Source organism: Brevundimonas sp. FV1ye29L (assembly GCF_058681095.1).
On the sequence record NZ_CM178730.1, the window covers coordinates 1226116 to 1243044 of the forward strand.

A 16929-nucleotide genomic window follows, 5' to 3' on the forward strand; every position below is an offset into this window, starting at 1 on the left:
CAGGCCGGGCTCAGGCGGAGGCTTTCGACCGGGTCTTGCGCGGCTTGGCCCCGGTGTCCGACGTCAGGGCCGCGATCCGGGCCTTGCGGCGCGTCTCGTGCCGGTCGAGCACGTCCTTGAGGTATTTGCCGGTCCAGCTGGCGGTGTTGGCCGCGACCTGTTCGGGGGTGCCGACCGCGACGATCTCGCCGCCGCCATCGCCGCCCTCGGGGCCGAAGTCCAGCAGCCAGTCGGCGACCTTGATGACGTCGAGGTTGTGCTCGATCACCACGATGGTGTTGCCGGTCTCGACCAGTTCCTGAAGCACCTCCAGCAGCTTCCTCGTGTCCTCGAAATGCAGGCCGGTGGTCGGCTCGTCGAGGATGTAGAGGGTCTTGCCTGTGGCCCGTTTCGACAGTTCCTTGCTGAGCTTGACCCGCTGGGCCTCGCCGCCCGACAGGGTGGTCGCCGACTGGCCGACCTGGATGTAGCCCAGGCCCACCCGCTCCAGCGTCAGCATCTTGTCGCGGATCGGGGGGACGGCGGTGAAGAAGCGGGCCGCCTCTTCAACCGTCATATCCAGAACGTCGGATATGCTCTTGCCCTTGAAGACGATTTCCAGAGTTTCGCGGTTGTAGCGTTTCCCCTTGCAGACGTCGCAGGTGACATAGACGTCGGGCAGGAAATGCATCTCGATCTTGATCAGGCCGTCGCCCTGGCAGGCTTCGCAGCGGCCGCCCTTGACGTTGAAGCTGAACCGGCCGGGGCCGTAGCCGCGCGCCTTGGACTCGGGCAGGCCGGCGTACCAGTCGCGGATGGGGCCAAAGGCGCCGGTGTAGGTGGCGGGGTTCGAGCGCGGCGTACGGCCGATCGGCGACTGGTCGATGTCGATGACCTTGTCGAAATGCTCCAGCCCCTCGATCCGGTCGAAGGGGGCGGGGGCGTCCGAGGCATTGTTCAGCCGGCGGGCGGCGGCCTTGTACAGGGTCTCGATGGTGAAGGTCGACTTGCCGCCGCCGGAGACGCCGGTGACGCAGGTGAACAGGCCGACGGGAATCTCGCCGGTGACGTTTTTCAGATTGTTGCCGGTGGCGCCCGAGACCTTGAGCATCTTCTTGCGGTTGACCGGACGACGGCCCTCGGGCGGCAGTTCGATCTCGCGCTCGCCGGTCAGGTATTTGCCGGTCAGGGAGTTCGGATTGGCCATGACCTCGGCGGGCGTGCCCTCGGCGCAGATGGTCCCGCCGTGGACCCCGGCGGCCGGGCCCATGTCGATGACATAGTCGGCCGTCATGATCGCCTCCTCGTCATGCTCGACGACCAGCACGGAGTTGCCGAGGTCGCGCAGCCCCATCAGGCTTTCGAGCAGCCGGGTGTTGTCGCGCTGGTGCAGGCCGATGGAGGGCTCGTCCAGCACATAGAGGACGCCGGTCAGGCCCGAGCCGATCTGGGACGCCAGCCGGATGCGCTGGCTCTCGCCGCCGGACAGGGTGCCCGAGGCGCGCGACAGGCTGAGGTAGTCGAGGCCGACATTATTCAGGAACCGGAGCCGGTCGCCGATCTCCTTGAGGATGCGGCGGCCGATCTCCAGCTGTTTGGCGGTCAACCGCTCCTCGAGGGTCGAGATCCACAGATAGGCCTTTGAGATCGACAGGAAGTTGATCTCGGAGATGTCGGACCCGTCGACCTTGACCGCCAGGGCCTCGGGCTTGAGGCGTTTGCCGCCGCAGGCGTCGCAGGGGGTTTCGGACTGGTAGCGACCCAGCTCCTCGCGCACCCAGGCGCTGTCGGTCTCGCGCCAGCGGCGTTCGAGATTGGGCAGGACGCCTTCGAAGGTCTTGGTCGTTTCGTATTTGCGGGCGTTGTCGTCATAGACGAACTTGATCTTGTCCGAACCCGAGCCGCGCAGGATCACGTCCTGGGCCTTCTGCGGCAGTTCGCGCCATGGTTTGTCCATCGAGAAGCCGTAGTGGGTCGAGAGGGCCTGGAGCGTCTGGGTGTAGAGGGGCGAAGGCCCCCGCGACCAGGGAGCCACGGCACCCTTGTGCAGGGCCTTGTCGCGGTCGGGGATCACCAGATCGGCGTCGAAGGCCAGCTTGACGCCCAGGCCGTCGCAGACCGGACAGGCGCCGAACGGGTTGTTGAATGAGAACAGCCGGGGCTCGATCTCGCTGATGGTGAAGCCCGAGACGGGGCAGGCGAATTTCTCGGAAAAGGTGATGCGGCGCGGGTCTTCGCCTTCCGGCGCAGAGGCCCATTCCGCCACGGCGATGCCGTCGGCGAGGCCCAGCGCCGTCTGGAGACTGTCGGCGTAGCGACCCTCCAGCCCGTCCTTGGTGACGATCCGGTCGACGACGATGTCGATGTCGTGCTTGAACTTCTTGTCGAGCGTCGGGGCGTCCTCGATGGCGTAGAATTCGCCGTCGATCTTGAGCCTCTGGAAGCCCGAGCGCTGCCACTCGGCCATCTCCTTTTTGTATTCGCCCTTGCGGCCGCGAACGACGGGAGCCAGCAGCAGGATGCGCTCGCCGTCGGGCAGGGCGGTCAGTTTGTCGACCATCATGGAGATGGTCTGGCTCTCGATCGGCAGGCCGGTAGCCGGCGAATAGGGCACCCCGACCCGGGCCCAGAGCAGGCGCATATAGTCGTGGATCTCCGTCACCGTGCCGACGGTCGAGCGCGGGTTCTTCGACGTGGTCTTCTGTTCGATCGAGATGGCAGGTGACAGGCCCTCGATCAGGTCCACGTCCGGCTTGCCCATCAGCTCCAGGAACTGGCGGGCATAGGCGCTGAGGCTTTCGACATAGCGGCGCTGGCCTTCGGCATAGATGGTGTCAAAGGCCAGCGAGGACTTGCCCGAGCCCGACAGGCCTGTCAGCACCACCAGTTTCTCGCGGGGAATGTCAACGTCCACGCCCTTGAGATTGTGCTCGCGCGCGCCGCGCACGCGGATGAAGTTGTGCTTTTCGGTCATCGTATCCGGGAACGCGGGGAGACCCCGGCTGGGTCCGGAGCGACTGCGTTATATGGGGATGAATCGCGGGATTTAAGCAAGAACAATGTGAGAACATTCTCCCTGCCCGGCGAAGCCGCGACGTCAGCTGCGACCGAGGTCCAGTCGGCCCTGCCGCACAGCCTCATAGACGGCCTCGCCGCGCGAGTTCACCGCCAGCTTGCGATAGATCGATTTCACATGGTTGCCGACGGTCAGGGGCGAGATGCCCAGAAGGCGGGCGGCCTCCTTGTAGCTCAGGCCCCGGGCGAAGGCGGCGAGCAGCTCGGTCTCGCGCTGTGTCAGGCGCTCCGTGGCCGTCGCCTCATCCCGTGCAGGAACGGGGTCGCCACGCAATCGCTCCAGCAGATAGACAGCCGCAGAGGCGCTGATCGGGGCTCCGCCATCCAGGGTCACGCGGATGCCGTCCAGTATGACGGCAGGGGCGCTGTCCTTGAGCAGATAGCCGTCGGCGCCGGCCCCCAGGGCGGACACGACCGTGTCGCGGTCCCCGAAGGCCGTGATGATCAGGGCCTTGCAGCCGGTTTCGGCCTTGATCATCGGCAGGATGTCGAGGCCGCTGCCGTCGGGCAGGCCGATATCGGCCAGAAGCAGATCGGGCCCGGCGTCGATCAGGGTCCGGATCTCGCCGATGGCCGAGGCGACGGCGCAGACCTGCAGATCCGGGGTTGAGCCGACAATCTCGACGAAATGCTCGCGGATGAAGGGATCGTCCTCAAGAATGGCGATCCGGCGCGGGGCGAGGTCTGTCATGGCGTGGTCAGGCTCGGCGGAAGGGTCAGGCGGACACGCGTCCCGGCGGCGTCAGCGTCGGTCGTCAGCACTGCGCCGATCATGGCCGCCCGGGTCCGCATGTTGCTCAGACCTCGTCCCGCCTGTCCTGTGGGCTGGATGCCGCCGCCGTTGTCGGACACGCTGAGGATCAATGCGCCGTCCTCGCCGGGCGCGACGTCGACAGTGATGCGGTCGCCGCCCGAGTGTTTCAACGCATTGGTGACGGCCTCCTGCAGGACACGGAAGATCTGGAGGACCGCCCGGGGTGGATAGTCAGGCAGGGGGTTGTCGACGGCATTGGACCAGTCGAGCGTGAAGCCGGCGGCCTCGACACGGGGCCGGATACGGTCGTGGAAGGTGGTGAGGGCCGAGCCGAGCGACTCGCCGACCGAGTCCATGGAATCGATCATCAACCGCATCTCGTCGATGACCGACTGGAGGCCCTCGGCCACCTTGTCAGGCTCGGCCACGCCCCGGCGCGCCGAGAGCAGCATCCCCATCAGCTGGCTGCCCAGGCCGTCGTGCATGTCGCGCATGATGCGGCGGCGCTCGTCATCGTGGGCCTGGTCCCGCACTCGGTCCCGCTCGCGGGCATGCGCCTCGGCCAGCTCGGCCTCGCGGATGGCCAGACGTTCCGAAAGATGGGCGTTCAGCCCGACAGCGGACTGGAACAGGGTGAAGTTGCGCTGGATGAAGGCCGCCACGAGCGCGACCAGCAGGAGCGGCGCGGCCTCTCGCAGGAAGCCGCCGCTGTTCAGCCCGAACTGTTCACCGGCGGCGTCGACGATTACACAGACGGCGCAGACCGACAGGAGGGCGGCCTCCAGACGGCGAGGTTCCTCAACCCGGATGAAATGCCAGACCAGCCGGACGACGACGGCGACGCCGAGGGCGAGGGTGAACCAGGTCCAGACTGTTGCCGGGATGTCAAACGCCTCCGGCATCGGGCGGGTCCGTAGCCAGAGGGCGGCTCCGCCCGAGAAGACAACCCACCCGATTGCTGTGGCGGCCTGAAGGCCCCTGACAGGACGGCCGGTCCAGGCGTCGATGAAGCCGAGGAGGGTGGCCGACACCAGGCTGTTGATCGCGAAGAAGGCGATCATCCGTCCCATGCCGCCGAAGGGTGGAGCGAAGACCAGTCCATAGGCTGCGAGCGCCGACCAGCTCCAGCACAGCGCCATCAGCCAGAAAGCGAAGCGACGGTCCTGCGCCCGCCATAGCATCAGGGCCGCGACCAGTCCGAGCAGGAAGGTCGTCCAGCCGGCGATCAGGGCCTGGTCCGTGAACTGCCACATCCGCCGGGCGGCCCAGGGGGCGACCTGCTCCCATGGCCCCAGAACCGGCGGGACGAGGTCCGTATAGGGGAAGCCGTGCCGCACTGTGATGAAGGTGATCTCATTGTGGCCGGCGCGCAGCAGACCCGACGGCAGGCGCAGAAGACGCGGCTGCTGGCCATGGAAGGTCTGGCGGCCGAACTCCATCACCCCGTCCGACAGCACCGTCGAGCCGTTGACCATCAGGGTGAAGTTGTCGACCTGCTGATAGGTGACCAGTCCCAGGCCATCCGGGGGAATGGCCGGCAGATCAAACCGGAGCTTCAGGGCCAGATAGACGGGCTTGCAACATTCGGTGTGGGGCAGTTCCACCGGGCGGTAGCGGGCGCCGGCGGCGGCCTTGGGAGTGGGGGATGTCAGCTCGGCCAGATCCGTGCTGACGAAGGCGATCCGATCAATCTCGCCGGTCGGGGGCGAGGACAGGAACAGGGGGTGGATCACGCCCCAGTAGGCCGCCTGAACCGCCATGATGACCAGAACGAAGGCCAGCAGGCGCCGCCAGCGGGCGGACAGCAAGGGGGCGATCGACTGCAGCGCGGCGTCGAGCCGGTCGCGCGGCCTCCCGGCCTCGCCCTCCATCGCGATTTGCTGCGTCATGCTGGTCGTGTCTCCCCCGCGAGTCACTGCGGACCCTGGCCACAGAATGTGCGGACATGGCCAAGCTTGCAAAGCTTCTGTCGGGCCAGGCTAGACGGCGCGACGCGGAGGCGAGAGGACCATACCTATGGTGCTGGTTGGCAAGCGTCGCCGTGGGCAGGGTGATCTGCAGACGGACACCGGCGACCTCTCGCCCCTCGTCCGGGAGGAAAATGACCATGAAGATCCTAGCCGCCGTTTCCCTTGCCGCCCTGATGATGGCCGGCGCCGGCGCTGCCGCCGCCCAGGACGCCAGCCTGACCGCCACCTACGGCGAGATTTCATTGCGGGCCGGTTTCACGCCGGACCCCTACACCGTGTCGATCACCGCCGGCGGAAGCGTCAACGGCGGCGCCTTGCCGGGCGCCTGCACAGGCATGATCAGCCGTGCGCCTGATTTCGAGGTCACCTATACGGCCGGTTCGCTGCCGCTGGTGTTCCGTACCGTGTCATCCGCCGACACGACACTGATCATCAATGGCCCGGACGGCAGCTGGTCGTGCGACGACGACAGCTATGGCGACGGCGACGCCCAGGTGGTGTTCCGCCGCCCGCAGAGCGGAACCTATGACGTCTGGGTCGGCACCTTCGGCAGCAATACCGCCAGCGCCACCCTGCAGATCACCGAAACCCCGTAAACGTCCCGGGCGGCGCTCCGCCCCGGGGCGCCGCCATCGCATCGAATCCCGTTTCGCTCTAAGGGGGCTCTCCAAACGGAGCGCCTCATGGCCGGACTGAAGGACAAGCGTGGTTTCATCGACAAGGACCGGCTGGACCTGTCCGAGCGTCAGGCCGTGGAATACTGGATGAAGCGCTGGGGCGTGACCCGCGACCAGATCACCGCCGCCCATCGCAAGGTCGGGAAGATGGTCAAGGATATCGCCGCCGAACTGGGCAAGAAGCGCTGAGGCCGTCCGGCCGACGGACGGGCCGGGCGGGTGCGCGCCCGGCCAAACCGACGTCGACCTAGAGGGAGGACTGGCGTGACCGTTCAGCCAGTTCATCAGCGCGCCGGTCCAGTTCGTCGGCCCGGGCCAGGAGGCGGGGCGACAGGGCGCGCAGCTCGGCGTCCGTGACCGTGCTGCCATTGGCGCGATTGCGGGCGATCTGTTCGGCGCGATAGGCGGGATCGCGCAGCTTCGCGGCCTCGCGGCGCATTTCGTCCGCGCCGCGATGCATCTCGACGGCGCCTCGCTGCATCTGGACGCGGCCCTCTGCCATTTGGCGAGCGGCCTGTGCGCGGGCGACGCCGGCCTGGGCGCGGGCCTGGTCCGCCTCCGCCCGAGCGGCCTGGGCCTGGACGCGGGCCTCATCGGCATGGACGCGGTGTTGCTGCTGTTGCAAGCGAGCCTGGTCGGCCTGACGGCGGGCGTCCTCAGCGGCGGCGCGTGCGGCATCGGCCATCCGGCGTTCCTCAGTCATGGCCGACCGCGAACTATAGATCTCATAGATTCGCTGATAGCCGGCCGAATAGGGAGCCGGGGGTGCGGGAGGCGCCGGGGGCGCAGGCGGAGCGGGCGGCGCTGGCGGAGCAAACGCCGGGATCCAGGATGAGGGGGGCGCAGGCGGGGCCGGCGGCGCCGGTGGAGCAGGCGGAGGGGCCGGCGGCATGTCTTCAGCGCGCAGATAGATCCGGTTCGCCGTCGACGGGGGCAGAGGTTCGGAATCCGGAACCGCGAAATAGGTCACGCCGCCGGTTCTGACGGTCGTGGTCTGAGACATGGCGGCTACCGGTTCGACGGCGGCGGTCGGGCTTGTGGCGCTGACAGCGGCTCCGGCGACGGCAGGCGCATCGGCCGCAGCCGCTCGTCCGTGAAGCTCCAGAGCGGCCAGGGGCGTGGCGACGACGGCCAGACCCGCCAGCGTCAGGGCGATGGTCAGGGGCCGGCGACGGCTTTGCGGCAGGTCGGACATGATGCAGGCGATCCTTTTCTTCAGGGAACGGGCGTCGGCGGCCATGGCGGTCGCGACGGAGGGGGACGGGTGGGCGGCGAGACGGACCAGGGTCCGGGCATAGGCCTGGCGATCGATGGTCTCGAGCGCGGCGGCATCGGCGGTTTCCTCGGAACGGGCGACCAGGGCGCCATGCAGCCGCCAGACCAGGGGGTTGAACCAGAACAGGGCGACCGCCAGCCGGGACAGGATGAGGAAGACCCAGTCCTGACGACCGAGGTGCCCCATTTCGTGGGCGAGGACGGCGGGGGCGGTCTCGCGCGCGGCGAGGCTGGAGGGGTCGATCAGGATGATCCCGGGCGCGACGCCCCAGCTCAGCGGGCCGTCAACGCGGTCGCTGGCGATCAACCGGGGCCGACGGTGGGCGGGGAGGCCGGCGAGGGGGCGGCGCCAGACGGGACAGGCAACAGTTTCGCCGCATTCTGTCCAGCGCCCGAGGGTGTGGAGGCCCAGCGCCAGACGCCCGGCCAGGACCACTGCGCCGACGGCCCAGGCCCCGAGAAGCAGTCCGCCCCACGTCGGCCAGGGCAGGGTCCCCGAGACCGCGACGCCTCCGGGAGCGGCGATCTGGCCCGACCACAGCGGCATTGCGGCCGGAGAGGCTGCGGCCCCGGCAGCCGGAAGGACGGCCAGGTCCATCGATGGCGCGATGGCCATGACGACCGGCAGGGCCAGAAGCAAGCAGACGGTGGCGCGCAGGATGTCGACACGGTCGGTGGGACGGCGCGCGATGAAGCGGGAGGCGGCAAGGCCGGCGCCCGCGATCAGTCCCGACTTCACCAGCAGGGTCAGGAGCAGGGTCTGGATCATCGTTCGGTGTCCTCCGCCCGACCCTCCCGGGCCTCGCCGATGGCGCGCTCCAGGGCGGCGGCTTCTGCTGGCGACAGCCGCTGGCCAAGACCCAGAAGGGCCGTCGCCGCACTGGCGGCTGATCCCGCGAAGAAGGTGTCGATCATCCGCTGCAGGGCGCCGGCTGCGACGGCTTCGGTGCGCGGGACGGGCCGGTAGATGAAGCCGTCCGAACCGGCGCTGCGCGACAGCAGGCCCTTGGCCTCCAGTCGCGCCAGCATGGTGCGCACCGCCGAGTCGCTCAGCGGGTCAGACAGGGACGCGCGCACTGCCGCAGCCGTACCGGTTTCCAGGCGACACAGGGTTTCGAAGACCTCTCGCTCTCGTCTGGGCAGGGATTCGATCACGCCGTCCTCCACGGAAGTTCGCTACATACGTAGCGCTACATGCGTAGCGCATTGCGTCCGGAATAAGGCGGTGAGATGAACTCGCCGTAGGGCGGCCGGTGCGGCCGTCAGGCCGGCCTGGTACGGAACCCGGCGGGCTTCAACCCGTGACGGCGCAGCTTGTCATAGAGGGTCTTCCTGGGCAGCCGCAGGTCGTCCATCACCACGGCGATGTCGCCGCGGGCCTTCTCCAGCGCGCCCCGGATCAGCTCGGCCTCGTACTGTGCCAGTCGATCGGCCAGGCCGCCGGACACCGCCACAGCCGCCGTCTCGGGGGTCAGTTCAATCCCGGCCAGCACGCGCTCGGCGAAGTGCGCCAGTTCACGGACGTTGCCGGGCCAGTCATGCTCCAGCAGCCGGCGGCGCACGGCGGCGGTCATCGGGGGCGGCGAACGTTGCTCGCGCCGGGCGGCCCGGTTCAGGAAGTGGGCGAACAGCAAGGCGATGTCCTCGCGCCGTTCCCGCAGCGGGGCGACGCGCAGCTTGATGACGTTCAGCCGGTAGAACAGGTCTTCCCGGAAGGTCCCGTCCCGCACTGCCCCGGCCAGGTCGATCTTGGACGCGGCGAGAATACGCAGGTCGAGCGCGCGGGGCTGGGAGGCGCCGACGGGCTGGACCTCCCGCTCCTCGATGACGCGCAGCAGCTTGACCTGGACGGTCAGGGGCATGCTTTCGATCTCGTCGAGGAACAGGGTGCCGCGATGGCTTTGTTCGATATGGCCAACGCGCCGCTTGAGCGCCCCGGCGAAGGCGCCCGGCTCATGGCCGAACAATTCGCTCTCGATCAGGCCCTCGGGCAGGGCGCCGCAGTTGACGGCGACGAAGGGGTGGATGCGGCGCCGGCCGCTGTTGTGCAGGGCCCGGGCCACAACCTCCTTGCCGACACCGGTCTCGCCCTCGATCAGCACGTCCAGGCGGGCGTCGGCCAGTTGAACGATGGCCTCACGGAGCCGGGTCATGGTCTCACCCTCGCCCAGCAACGGCAGTTCGATACCGGCGTCGGCGGCGGCGACGGCAAGGCGTCGGTTGTCGAGGACCAGGGCCCGCTTCTCCAGCGCCCGGTTCAGGCTGTCGTGCAGACGCTCGAACGGGAAGGGCTTGGCCACGAAGTCATAGGCGCCCTGACGCATGGCCTCAACGGCCTCGGCTATGTCCCCGTGGCCGGTGATCATGATAACCGGCAGGTCCGGATCGACGGTCTGCAACCGGGCCTGAAGCTGGCGGCCGTCCATGAGCGGCATGCGCAGGTCGCTGACCACCACCCCCGCATAGCCGGGCCCGAGCCCCTTCAGCAGGGCTTCGGCCGAGGAGAAGGAGGAGACCTCGAAGCCTTCGAGCGACAGTCGTTCCGCCAGAGCAAGACGGAAGTCGTCGTCATCGTCGACAAGGGCGACGCCGAGGGGGCGGGAGAAGTCCATCAGCCCGCCTTCAGCCCGATCATGAAGGCCGCGCCCCGGTCCGATGGCAGAAGGGACAGCTGGCCCCCGAAAGCCGCGACGATGTCACGACAGATGACCAGACCAAGCCCCAGCCCCTTCTCCTTGGTGGTCAGGAAGGGGGTGAACAGGGCCTGGGCGACCTCGAGCGGCAGGCCGGGGCCGGTGTCGGCGAGGATGATCTGGACGTGTTTGCCGCTGCGTCCGACGGAGATGTCCAGGCGCGCCTCGCCCGCCGGCAACCCCTCCATGGCCTCCACCGCGTTCTGGACGAGGTTGACGATAACCTGCTCCAGCCGGACCTGGTCGGCGAAGGCGCGCAGGCCCGGATCGGCGGGGGCGCGGACGACCTGAACCCCGCTCTGGCGCAGCCGGCCGGTCAGCAGCAGCAGGGCGCCGTCGATGGCGGCGTCGGGGCTGATGCTCGACGGGGCCGAGGCCGACTTGCGGGAGAAGGCGCGCAGTTCGTCGGTGATGGCGCCGATCCGGACGGTCAGGTCGGCGATCCGGCCCAGGGTCCTTCTGGCGCCCTCGTTGTCGTCCCGGTTGATATGCGTCAGGGCGCTGTCGGCGTGCATGCGGATGGCGGCGACGGGCTGGTTGATCTCGTGCGCCACCCCGGCGGCGATCTGGCCAAGGGTGGCCAGCTTGTTGGCCTGGACCAGTTCGTCGCGCAGGATCTCGCGTCCGGCTTCGGCCCGGCGGCGTTCCTCGATCTGGGCGTTGAGGGCCACATTGGCCTCGCGCAGTTCGGCGGTGCGTTCGTCGATACGGTGTTCCAACTCGGCGCGGGCCCGTTCCTCGGCCAGGGCCTGGGCGGCGGCGCGGCGGCGCCGCGCCATCAGGACGCCGATCCCCACCGCGAGCAGGACGATGGCGAGGGCCGCGACGGCGCGGGCGTTGGCGACGGCGGTCAGGATGGCGTCGCCCGCAGGAGTCAGCAGATGCAGGGTCCAGCCCGGGGTGCTGGTGGTCGTGGCGGCGCTCATCCACCACCGGGCCGGACCGCCGTCGATGGAAACCGGGACCAGGCCGTGCGCCCCGCCGGGCGGGGTCCGGAACGGCAGAGCGCCCAGCGCGTCCTCTCCGAGGGTCTGGCCGGCGAGCAGGCCGGTGCGCTGGGCCGGGGTCATGGCCTCGACCGTACGGAACCGCCAGGCCGGCACGCTGGTGATCAGGATCACGCCGTTGGCGTCGGAGACATAGGCGGGCTCGCCGGAACCGCGCCAGTCGCTCTCCAGCGCATCGAACTCCACCTTGACCACCACGACCCCCAGGGGGCGTCCGGCGGGGCTGACGATGCGACGCGCAAGATAGAGCCCGGGCCTGCCGCTGACGGTGCCGAGGGCGAAGAATTCGAAACCGCCCTCAGCCATGGCCCGGGTGAAATAGGGGCGGAAACTGTAGTCCTCGCCGACGAAACTGGTGGGCAATCGCCAGTTGCTGGCCGCGCGCGCCGTACCGTCCTCGTCAAGCAGATAGATGGCGGCGGCCCGCGTCTGGGCCGCCAGACGCTCCAGCTTGCGGTTCACGGCGGCGGCGTCTCCGGTTCCCGACAACAGGGCGATGGCCTCGGGATCCTCTGCGAGCACGAAGGGCAGGGAGCGGTGTTTCTCCAGTTCGCTGCGCAGGACGGCGGCGTGCAGGGCCGCGCCGGCCTCGGCCTGGCGCGCCAGCGTCGCCTCGGCCTGGCGGCGCGCGACTTCGCCCGCAACCGTCGCCGCCGTGGCCGCAACGAACAGAGCGAGGGCGACAAAAACGACCCATCGTCTCGCCGGGCCTTGCCCGCCGCCTGTTCGCCGCATGAACTGGAACAGACCTGTCATCCGGCCATTGTGTGGAATTTCGCACTTTTTGGCCAGATGTTATGGCGAAAAACCGCACAAAACGGCGATCCGGAGATCAGGACTCGATGAAAAGCCCAACAAAAACAGGACAAAAGTCAGGATTGAGATCTGCGATTCCACCTAGCGCAAAGGGGGCGAAACTGCGGCCAACGGAAGCGACGTCAGAGCGTGCCGGGGGAGTTGCGGACACGGTCCGCCCAGAGGACATCGAAGTGCAGTTTGATTCCAGCGCCATCACGGCGTCTCACGTGCGTCGCCCCTTCTATCGGCACCTGTATTTCCAGGTGCTGACGGCGATCGTGCTGGGCGCCATCATCGGGCATTTCTGGCCTGCGTTCGGCGAGAGCCTGAAACCGCTGGGCGACGGCTTCATCAAGCTGGTGAAGATGGTCATCGCCCCGGTGATCTTCCTGACCATCGTGACCGGCATCGCCGGCATGCGCGACATCGGCCGGGTGGGGCGAGTGGCCGCCAAGGCCTTCGCCTATTTCCTGACCTTCTCGACCCTGGCTCTGATCATCGGCCTGATCGTCGCCAATGTCGTGCAGCCGGGTCGCGGGCTGAACATCGACCCTGCGACGCTCGACCGGGGCGCGGTCGCCCAGTACGCCTCGGCCGCACACGACACCAACATCAAGGACTTCCTGCTCAACATCATTCCCGACACGGTGGTCAGCGCCTTCTCGACCGGCAACATCCTGCAGGTCCTGTTCGTCTCCATCCTGTTCGGCATCGCCCTGGCCATGGTGGGGGACGCGGGCAAGCCGGTCCTGACCCTGTTCGAATCGGTCTCTGCCGCCTTCTTCAAACTGGTCGGCATCCTGATGAAGGCGGCGCCGATCGGGGCGTTCGGGGCCTTTGCCTTCACCATCGGCGCCTATGGCATCGGGACCATCGTCAACCTGATCGCCCTGGTGGCGACCTTCTACCTGACCTCGGCCCTGTTCGTGGTCGGGGTGCTGGGCGTGGTCGGGATCGCCAACGGCTTTAATGTGCTGAAGCTGATCCGCTACCTGAAGGAAGAGTTGCTGCTGGTGCTGGGCACCTCCAGCTCGGAGGCCGCCCTGCCCAGTCTGCTGCAGAAGATGGAGCGGGCCGGCGCGTCCAAGTCGGTCGTCGGCCTGGTCGTGCCCACCGGCTATTCGTTCAACCTGGACGGCACCAATATCTACATGACCATGGCGGCCCTGTTCATCGCCCAGGCCCTGAACATCGACCTGAGCCTTCAGGATCAGGTGCTGCTGCTGCTGGTGGCCATGCTGAGCTCCAAGGGGGCGGCGGGCATCACCGGGGCCGGGTTCATCACCCTGGCCGCGACCCTGGCGGTGGTGCCTTCGGTGCCGATCGCGGGCATGGCCCTGATCCTGGGCGTGGACCGCTTCATGAGCGAGTGCCGGGCCCTGACCAACTTCATCGGCAATGCCGTGGCCACCCTCGTGGTCGCCCGCTGGGAGGGCGAGCTGGACCGCGACGCCCTGCACGCCGCCCTGAACGGGCAGCCCCAGCCGCTGGCGGCGGCGCCGGATCCGGCCGCCGGGCCGGGCGACGATCTGGTCCTGGCGGACGACTGACCGCCGGGACGCATTCGAGAACGGGAACGCCGGTCACAACGGCGACCCACAAGGAGGAGGATAGAATGAAGACGCAATCCAGACTGGTCCTGATGGCCACCACGGCCTCGGTCGTCCTGACGATGGCGGCGGGCGCCGCCTGGGCCCAGGCCGCGCCAGAACCGGCGCCGGTCGAGGCCGATCCTGAGGCCGCCCAGGTCGAGGACATCGTCGTCGTCGGCTCGCAGATCCGGGGCGCCTCGACCACGGCGGCCCTGCCGGTGGTCGTGTTCGGCCAGGAAGAGATCGCGGCGACCGGCGCCGTTTCGGGCGACGACCTGTTCCGCTCCATCCCCCAGATGGGCGACGTCCTGTTCGACAGCGCCAACAATCCCCAGACCTCCAACTCGGCGCGTGGGGACGTCAACTCGGTCAACCTGCGCTCTCTGGGCGTCGGCAACACCCTGGTCCTGCTGAACGGCCGCCGTCTGGTCCAGCACCCGACCAGCCAGGGCACCTCCGATACGGGCACTGTGCCGGTCCAGAGCTTCAACTCCAACGCCGTGCCAGTGTCCGGGCTGGAGCGTCTCGAGGTCCTGCTGGACGGGGCGGCGGCCATCTACGGCGCCGATGCGGTGGCCGGTGTGGTCAACACAGTGCTGCAGGATGACTTCGACGGCCTGACCATGGATCTGCAGTATGGCGGCGCCGAAGGAACCGGCCTGCGCGAGTTCGAGGCCAATGTCTTTGCCGGCAAGGACTTCGAGCGCGGCAATGTCTCCCTGTTCGCCAGCTATGCGGATCGCTCGGCCCTGATGGCGGACGAACAGGACTTCACGCGCAGCGACGACATGCGGCCCTTCTTCTCGCAGTACGCGGGCTATGAGACCAGCAATGTGCCGGACGGCCGGTCGTCGCATTCGCCCTGGGCCCAGCTGGCAGTGCCCGCGACGACGAATGCCCTGCGGCCGCGCTCAAACGGGGTTGTGCTGACAACGGCGGCCGGGGCCTTCCACTATCAGCCGGAGACCATGGGCTGCGTCGGTGTCGATCTGGGCGACACCTGCCTGGTCAGCGGCACGGTTGCCTATACCGGCGCCAATCGCGACCTGCGTTACGACACCCGCTACGGCACGACGGTGCGGCCGTCGGTCGAGCGGCTGAACCTGTTCGCCACCGGCCGCTATGAGCTGACGCCGAACGTCACCGCCTTCGGTGAGCTGGGCCTCTATGCCGCCGAGAGCAAGGCGATCCAGCCCCCCGTGGTCAATCTGAACGGCCTGTGGATCCCCGCCAGCAACTACTACAACCCGTTCGGGCCGGTCGCCTTCGCCAACGGCGCCGCCAATCCCAACCGTCTGCCGAACCTGACCAATGTGCCGTCTGCGGGCCTGCCGGTGAGGCTGGCCAACTACCGCTTCGTGGATGCCGGCTTCCAGGCGGTCACGGTCAAGAACTATCAGGCCCGTGCGCTCGGCGGCCTGCGCGGCGAATGGCGTGGCTTCGACTGGGAGACGGCGCTGCTCTATTCCGAGGCCGAGGCCGAGGACATCTCGCCCAACATCAACATGACGAAGCTGCAGGCCCAGCTCGCCCTGTCCACGCCGGATGCCTATAATCCGTTCGGCGGCGGCTGTGTCGACACCACCAGCTATCGCGACTGTGTGGCCTCGTCCCAAGCGGCCATTGACGCCATCACCTTCGATATGAAGCGGGTGTCGCGCACCACCCTGGCCCTGGCCGACTTCAAGATCTCGCGTCGCGACCTCATGACCCTGCCCGGCGGCCCCGTCGGCGTGGCCGCCGGGATCGAGGTGCGTCGCGAGACCCAGTCGGATGATCGCGACCAGAACCTGGACGGTACGTTCACCTTCGTCGACATGGTGTCGGGCGTGCGCAACCTCTCGAACGTGTCCGCCGTCAGCCCCAACCCGGACACCGAAGGCGACCGGACGGTCGCGGGCGCCTTCATCGAGTTCGCGGTTCCGGTCGTGTCGCCGGAGATGAACATCCCGCTGGTCTACAGCCTTGACCTTCAGATCGCCGGCCGGGCCGAGCACTATTCCGACTTCGGTTCGGTGGCCAAGCCGAAGATCGCCATGGCCTGGGACATCGTCGACGGCCTGCGCGTGCGCGCCTCCTATTCCGAAGGCTTCCGCGCCCCCAACCTGGAACAGGTCAACGCCACCCAGTACGCCCGGCTGAACAGCGGCAACGACTACTACAAATGCGAAGCCGACCTGCGCGCGGGCCGGATCGCCGGCTTCAACGCCTGCAGCCGCTCGGGCAGCGCCTCATTGCTGATCTCGGGCAATCCGGACCTGAAGCCGGAAGAGAGCACCAACCAGTCAGTGGGGCTGGTCTTCCAGCCGCGCTTCCTGCCCGAGGCACTTGGCGACTTCACCTTCACCGTGGATCGCTGGAAGATCGAACAGACCGACATTGTCGGTCTGCTGGGCGGCCAGAACGCCCGTGCCCTGGACTATCTGATGCGGATGGAGGGCGGTTCAAACCCCCTGGTCACTCGCGCCGCCCCGAACGCCGACGACGTGGCCTTCTTCGCCGGTACGGGCCTGACGCCGGTCGGCGACATCCTCAGCATCCAGGACCGGTTCATCAATCTGCTGCCGCAGACCGTCGAGGGTCTGGACTATGGCGTCAGCTGGACGAAGCGCCGCACGGCCTGGGGGACGTTCAGCGTCAAGGTCAATGCCTCCCAGCTGCTGACCTTCTCACGCGATCCGGGCGAAATCGTCGATGGCCTGTATGCAGCGCGGGCGGATGGAAGGATCAATGCCCTGACGCCTTTGCCCGACTCCAGCCAGTTGATCGGTCAGGGCGGGCGGCCGGAATGGCGGATCAACGCCAGCGTCAGCTGGCGCAAGGGGCCGTGGCGTGCGGGTCTGTCGACCCAGTACGTCAGCGAGATCGAGCAGACGTCGCTGCTCAGCTCCACGGGACAGCCCTGGATCGTGGACAGCCAGTTCCTGGTCAACCTCTATGGCGACTACGAGTTCGGCGAAGAGGGCTTTGCGGCCGGCGCCCGGGTCCGGGTGGGGGTGCGCGATGCGGCCGATGAGGGTCCGCCCCTGGCCGACGGCGGCTATCTGGGTTCGGTTCACCGTCCCTATGGCCGCTACTGGTACGCCCGGGTCAGCAAGACCTTCTGAGG

Annotated in this window: 11 protein-coding genes; 4 read left to right on the forward strand and 7 right to left on the reverse strand. The window is 68.0% G+C overall.

Going from position 1 to position 16929, the window contains the following annotated elements:
• Positions 1-10: 10 nt before the first annotated feature.
• The 3 genes from uvrA to ACW17W_RS06060 all read right to left on the reverse strand — a co-directional run bounded on the left by uvrA (position 11) and on the right by ACW17W_RS06060 (position 5697).
• Entirely contained in the window at positions 11-2953 is a 2943-nt protein-coding gene (uvrA, locus tag ACW17W_RS06050; protein WP_492079842.1) for an excinuclease ABC subunit UvrA, read from the reverse strand.
• A gap of 123 nt (positions 2954-3076) precedes the next feature.
• Positions 3077-3745, reverse strand: a complete 669-nt coding sequence (locus ACW17W_RS06055; RefSeq protein ID WP_492079843.1) for a response regulator — start codon at positions 3743-3745, stop codon at positions 3077-3079.
• Positions 3742-5697: a sensor histidine kinase gene (locus ACW17W_RS06060; RefSeq protein ID WP_492079844.1), complete on the reverse strand. Its 1956-nt coding sequence runs from the start codon at positions 5695-5697 to the stop codon at positions 3742-3744. The genes ACW17W_RS06055 and ACW17W_RS06060 overlap by 4 nt, the downstream gene beginning before the upstream one ends.
• Positions 5698-5915: 218 nt before the next feature.
• Here ACW17W_RS06060 and ACW17W_RS06065 point away from each other — a divergent pair, with 218 nt between their 5' ends.
• Complete coding sequence (locus tag ACW17W_RS06065) at positions 5916-6374, forward strand: peptidase S1 (protein WP_492079845.1); 459 nt, start codon at positions 5916-5918, stop codon at positions 6372-6374.
• An 87-nt stretch (positions 6375-6461) separates the two neighbouring features.
• The gene (locus ACW17W_RS06070; protein ID WP_492079846.1) at positions 6462-6644 is read left to right on the forward strand and encodes a DUF3606 domain-containing protein; all 183 of its coding nucleotides are present in this window, start codon (positions 6462-6464) and stop codon (positions 6642-6644) included.
• Positions 6645-6702: 58 nt separating this feature from the next.
• Here the strand turns inward: ACW17W_RS06070 and ACW17W_RS06075 are convergent, their stop codons facing one another.
• From ACW17W_RS06075 to ACW17W_RS06090, 4 genes are all read right to left on the reverse strand, one after another.
• The gene (locus ACW17W_RS06075) at positions 6703-8499 is read right to left on the reverse strand and encodes a M56 family metallopeptidase (protein ID WP_492079847.1); all 1797 of its coding nucleotides are present in this window, start codon (positions 8497-8499) and stop codon (positions 6703-6705) included.
• Positions 8496-8885, reverse strand: a complete 390-nt coding sequence (locus ACW17W_RS06080; protein ID WP_492079848.1) for a BlaI/MecI/CopY family transcriptional regulator — start codon at positions 8883-8885, stop codon at positions 8496-8498. The genes ACW17W_RS06075 and ACW17W_RS06080 overlap by 4 nt, the downstream gene beginning before the upstream one ends.
• Before the next feature lie 107 nt (positions 8886-8992).
• Positions 8993-10342: a sigma-54-dependent transcriptional regulator gene (locus ACW17W_RS06085; protein ID WP_492079849.1), complete on the reverse strand. Its 1350-nt coding sequence runs from the start codon at positions 10340-10342 to the stop codon at positions 8993-8995.
• Complete coding sequence (locus ACW17W_RS06090; RefSeq protein ID WP_492079850.1) at positions 10342-12186, reverse strand: sensor histidine kinase; 1845 nt, start codon at positions 12184-12186, stop codon at positions 10342-10344. Before ACW17W_RS06090 ends, ACW17W_RS06085 begins: the two co-directional genes overlap by 1 nt.
• Positions 12187-12413: 227 nt before the next feature.
• Between ACW17W_RS06090 and ACW17W_RS06095 the strand changes: the two genes are divergently transcribed.
• Both ACW17W_RS06095 and ACW17W_RS06100 read left to right on the forward strand, forming a co-directional pair.
• Positions 12414-13778 (forward strand): dicarboxylate/amino acid:cation symporter, encoded by a 1365-nt coding sequence (locus ACW17W_RS06095; protein WP_492080272.1) that lies wholly within the window; start codon positions 12414-12416, stop codon positions 13776-13778.
• Between the two features lie 65 nt (positions 13779-13843).
• Positions 13844-16927 (forward strand): TonB-dependent receptor plug domain-containing protein, encoded by a 3084-nt coding sequence (locus ACW17W_RS06100; protein ID WP_492079851.1) that lies wholly within the window; start codon positions 13844-13846, stop codon positions 16925-16927.
• Positions 16928-16929: the final 2 nt, after the last annotated feature.

Bases quoted from the DNA above. Each gene is read 5' to 3' on its own strand.
- ACW17W_RS06065 (WP_492079845.1), top strand. From the start codon at position 5,916: ATGAAGATCCTAGCCGCCGTTTCCCTTGCCGCCCTGATGATGGCCGGC.
- ACW17W_RS06060 (WP_492079844.1), bottom strand. From the start codon at position 5,697: ATGACGCAGCAAATCGCGATGGAGGGCGAGGCCGGGAGGCCGCGCGAC.
- ACW17W_RS06075 (WP_492079847.1), bottom strand. From the start codon at position 8,499: ATGATCCAGACCCTGCTCCTGACCCTGCTGGTGAAGTCGGGACTGATC.
- ACW17W_RS06100 (WP_492079851.1), top strand. From the start codon at position 13,844: ATGAAGACGCAATCCAGACTGGTCCTGATGGCCACCACGGCCTCGGTC.
- uvrA (WP_492079842.1), bottom strand. From the start codon at position 2,953: ATGACCGAAAAGCACAACTTCATCCGCGTGCGCGGCGCGCGCGAGCAC.
- ACW17W_RS06085 (WP_492079849.1), bottom strand. From the start codon at position 10,342: ATGGACTTCTCCCGCCCCCTCGGCGTCGCCCTTGTCGACGATGACGAC.
- ACW17W_RS06070 (WP_492079846.1), top strand. From the start codon at position 6,462: ATGGCCGGACTGAAGGACAAGCGTGGTTTCATCGACAAGGACCGGCTG.
- ACW17W_RS06055 (WP_492079843.1), bottom strand. From the start codon at position 3,745: ATGACAGACCTCGCCCCGCGCCGGATCGCCATTCTTGAGGACGATCCC.
- ACW17W_RS06090 (WP_492079850.1), bottom strand. From the start codon at position 12,186: ATGACAGGTCTGTTCCAGTTCATGCGGCGAACAGGCGGCGGGCAAGGC.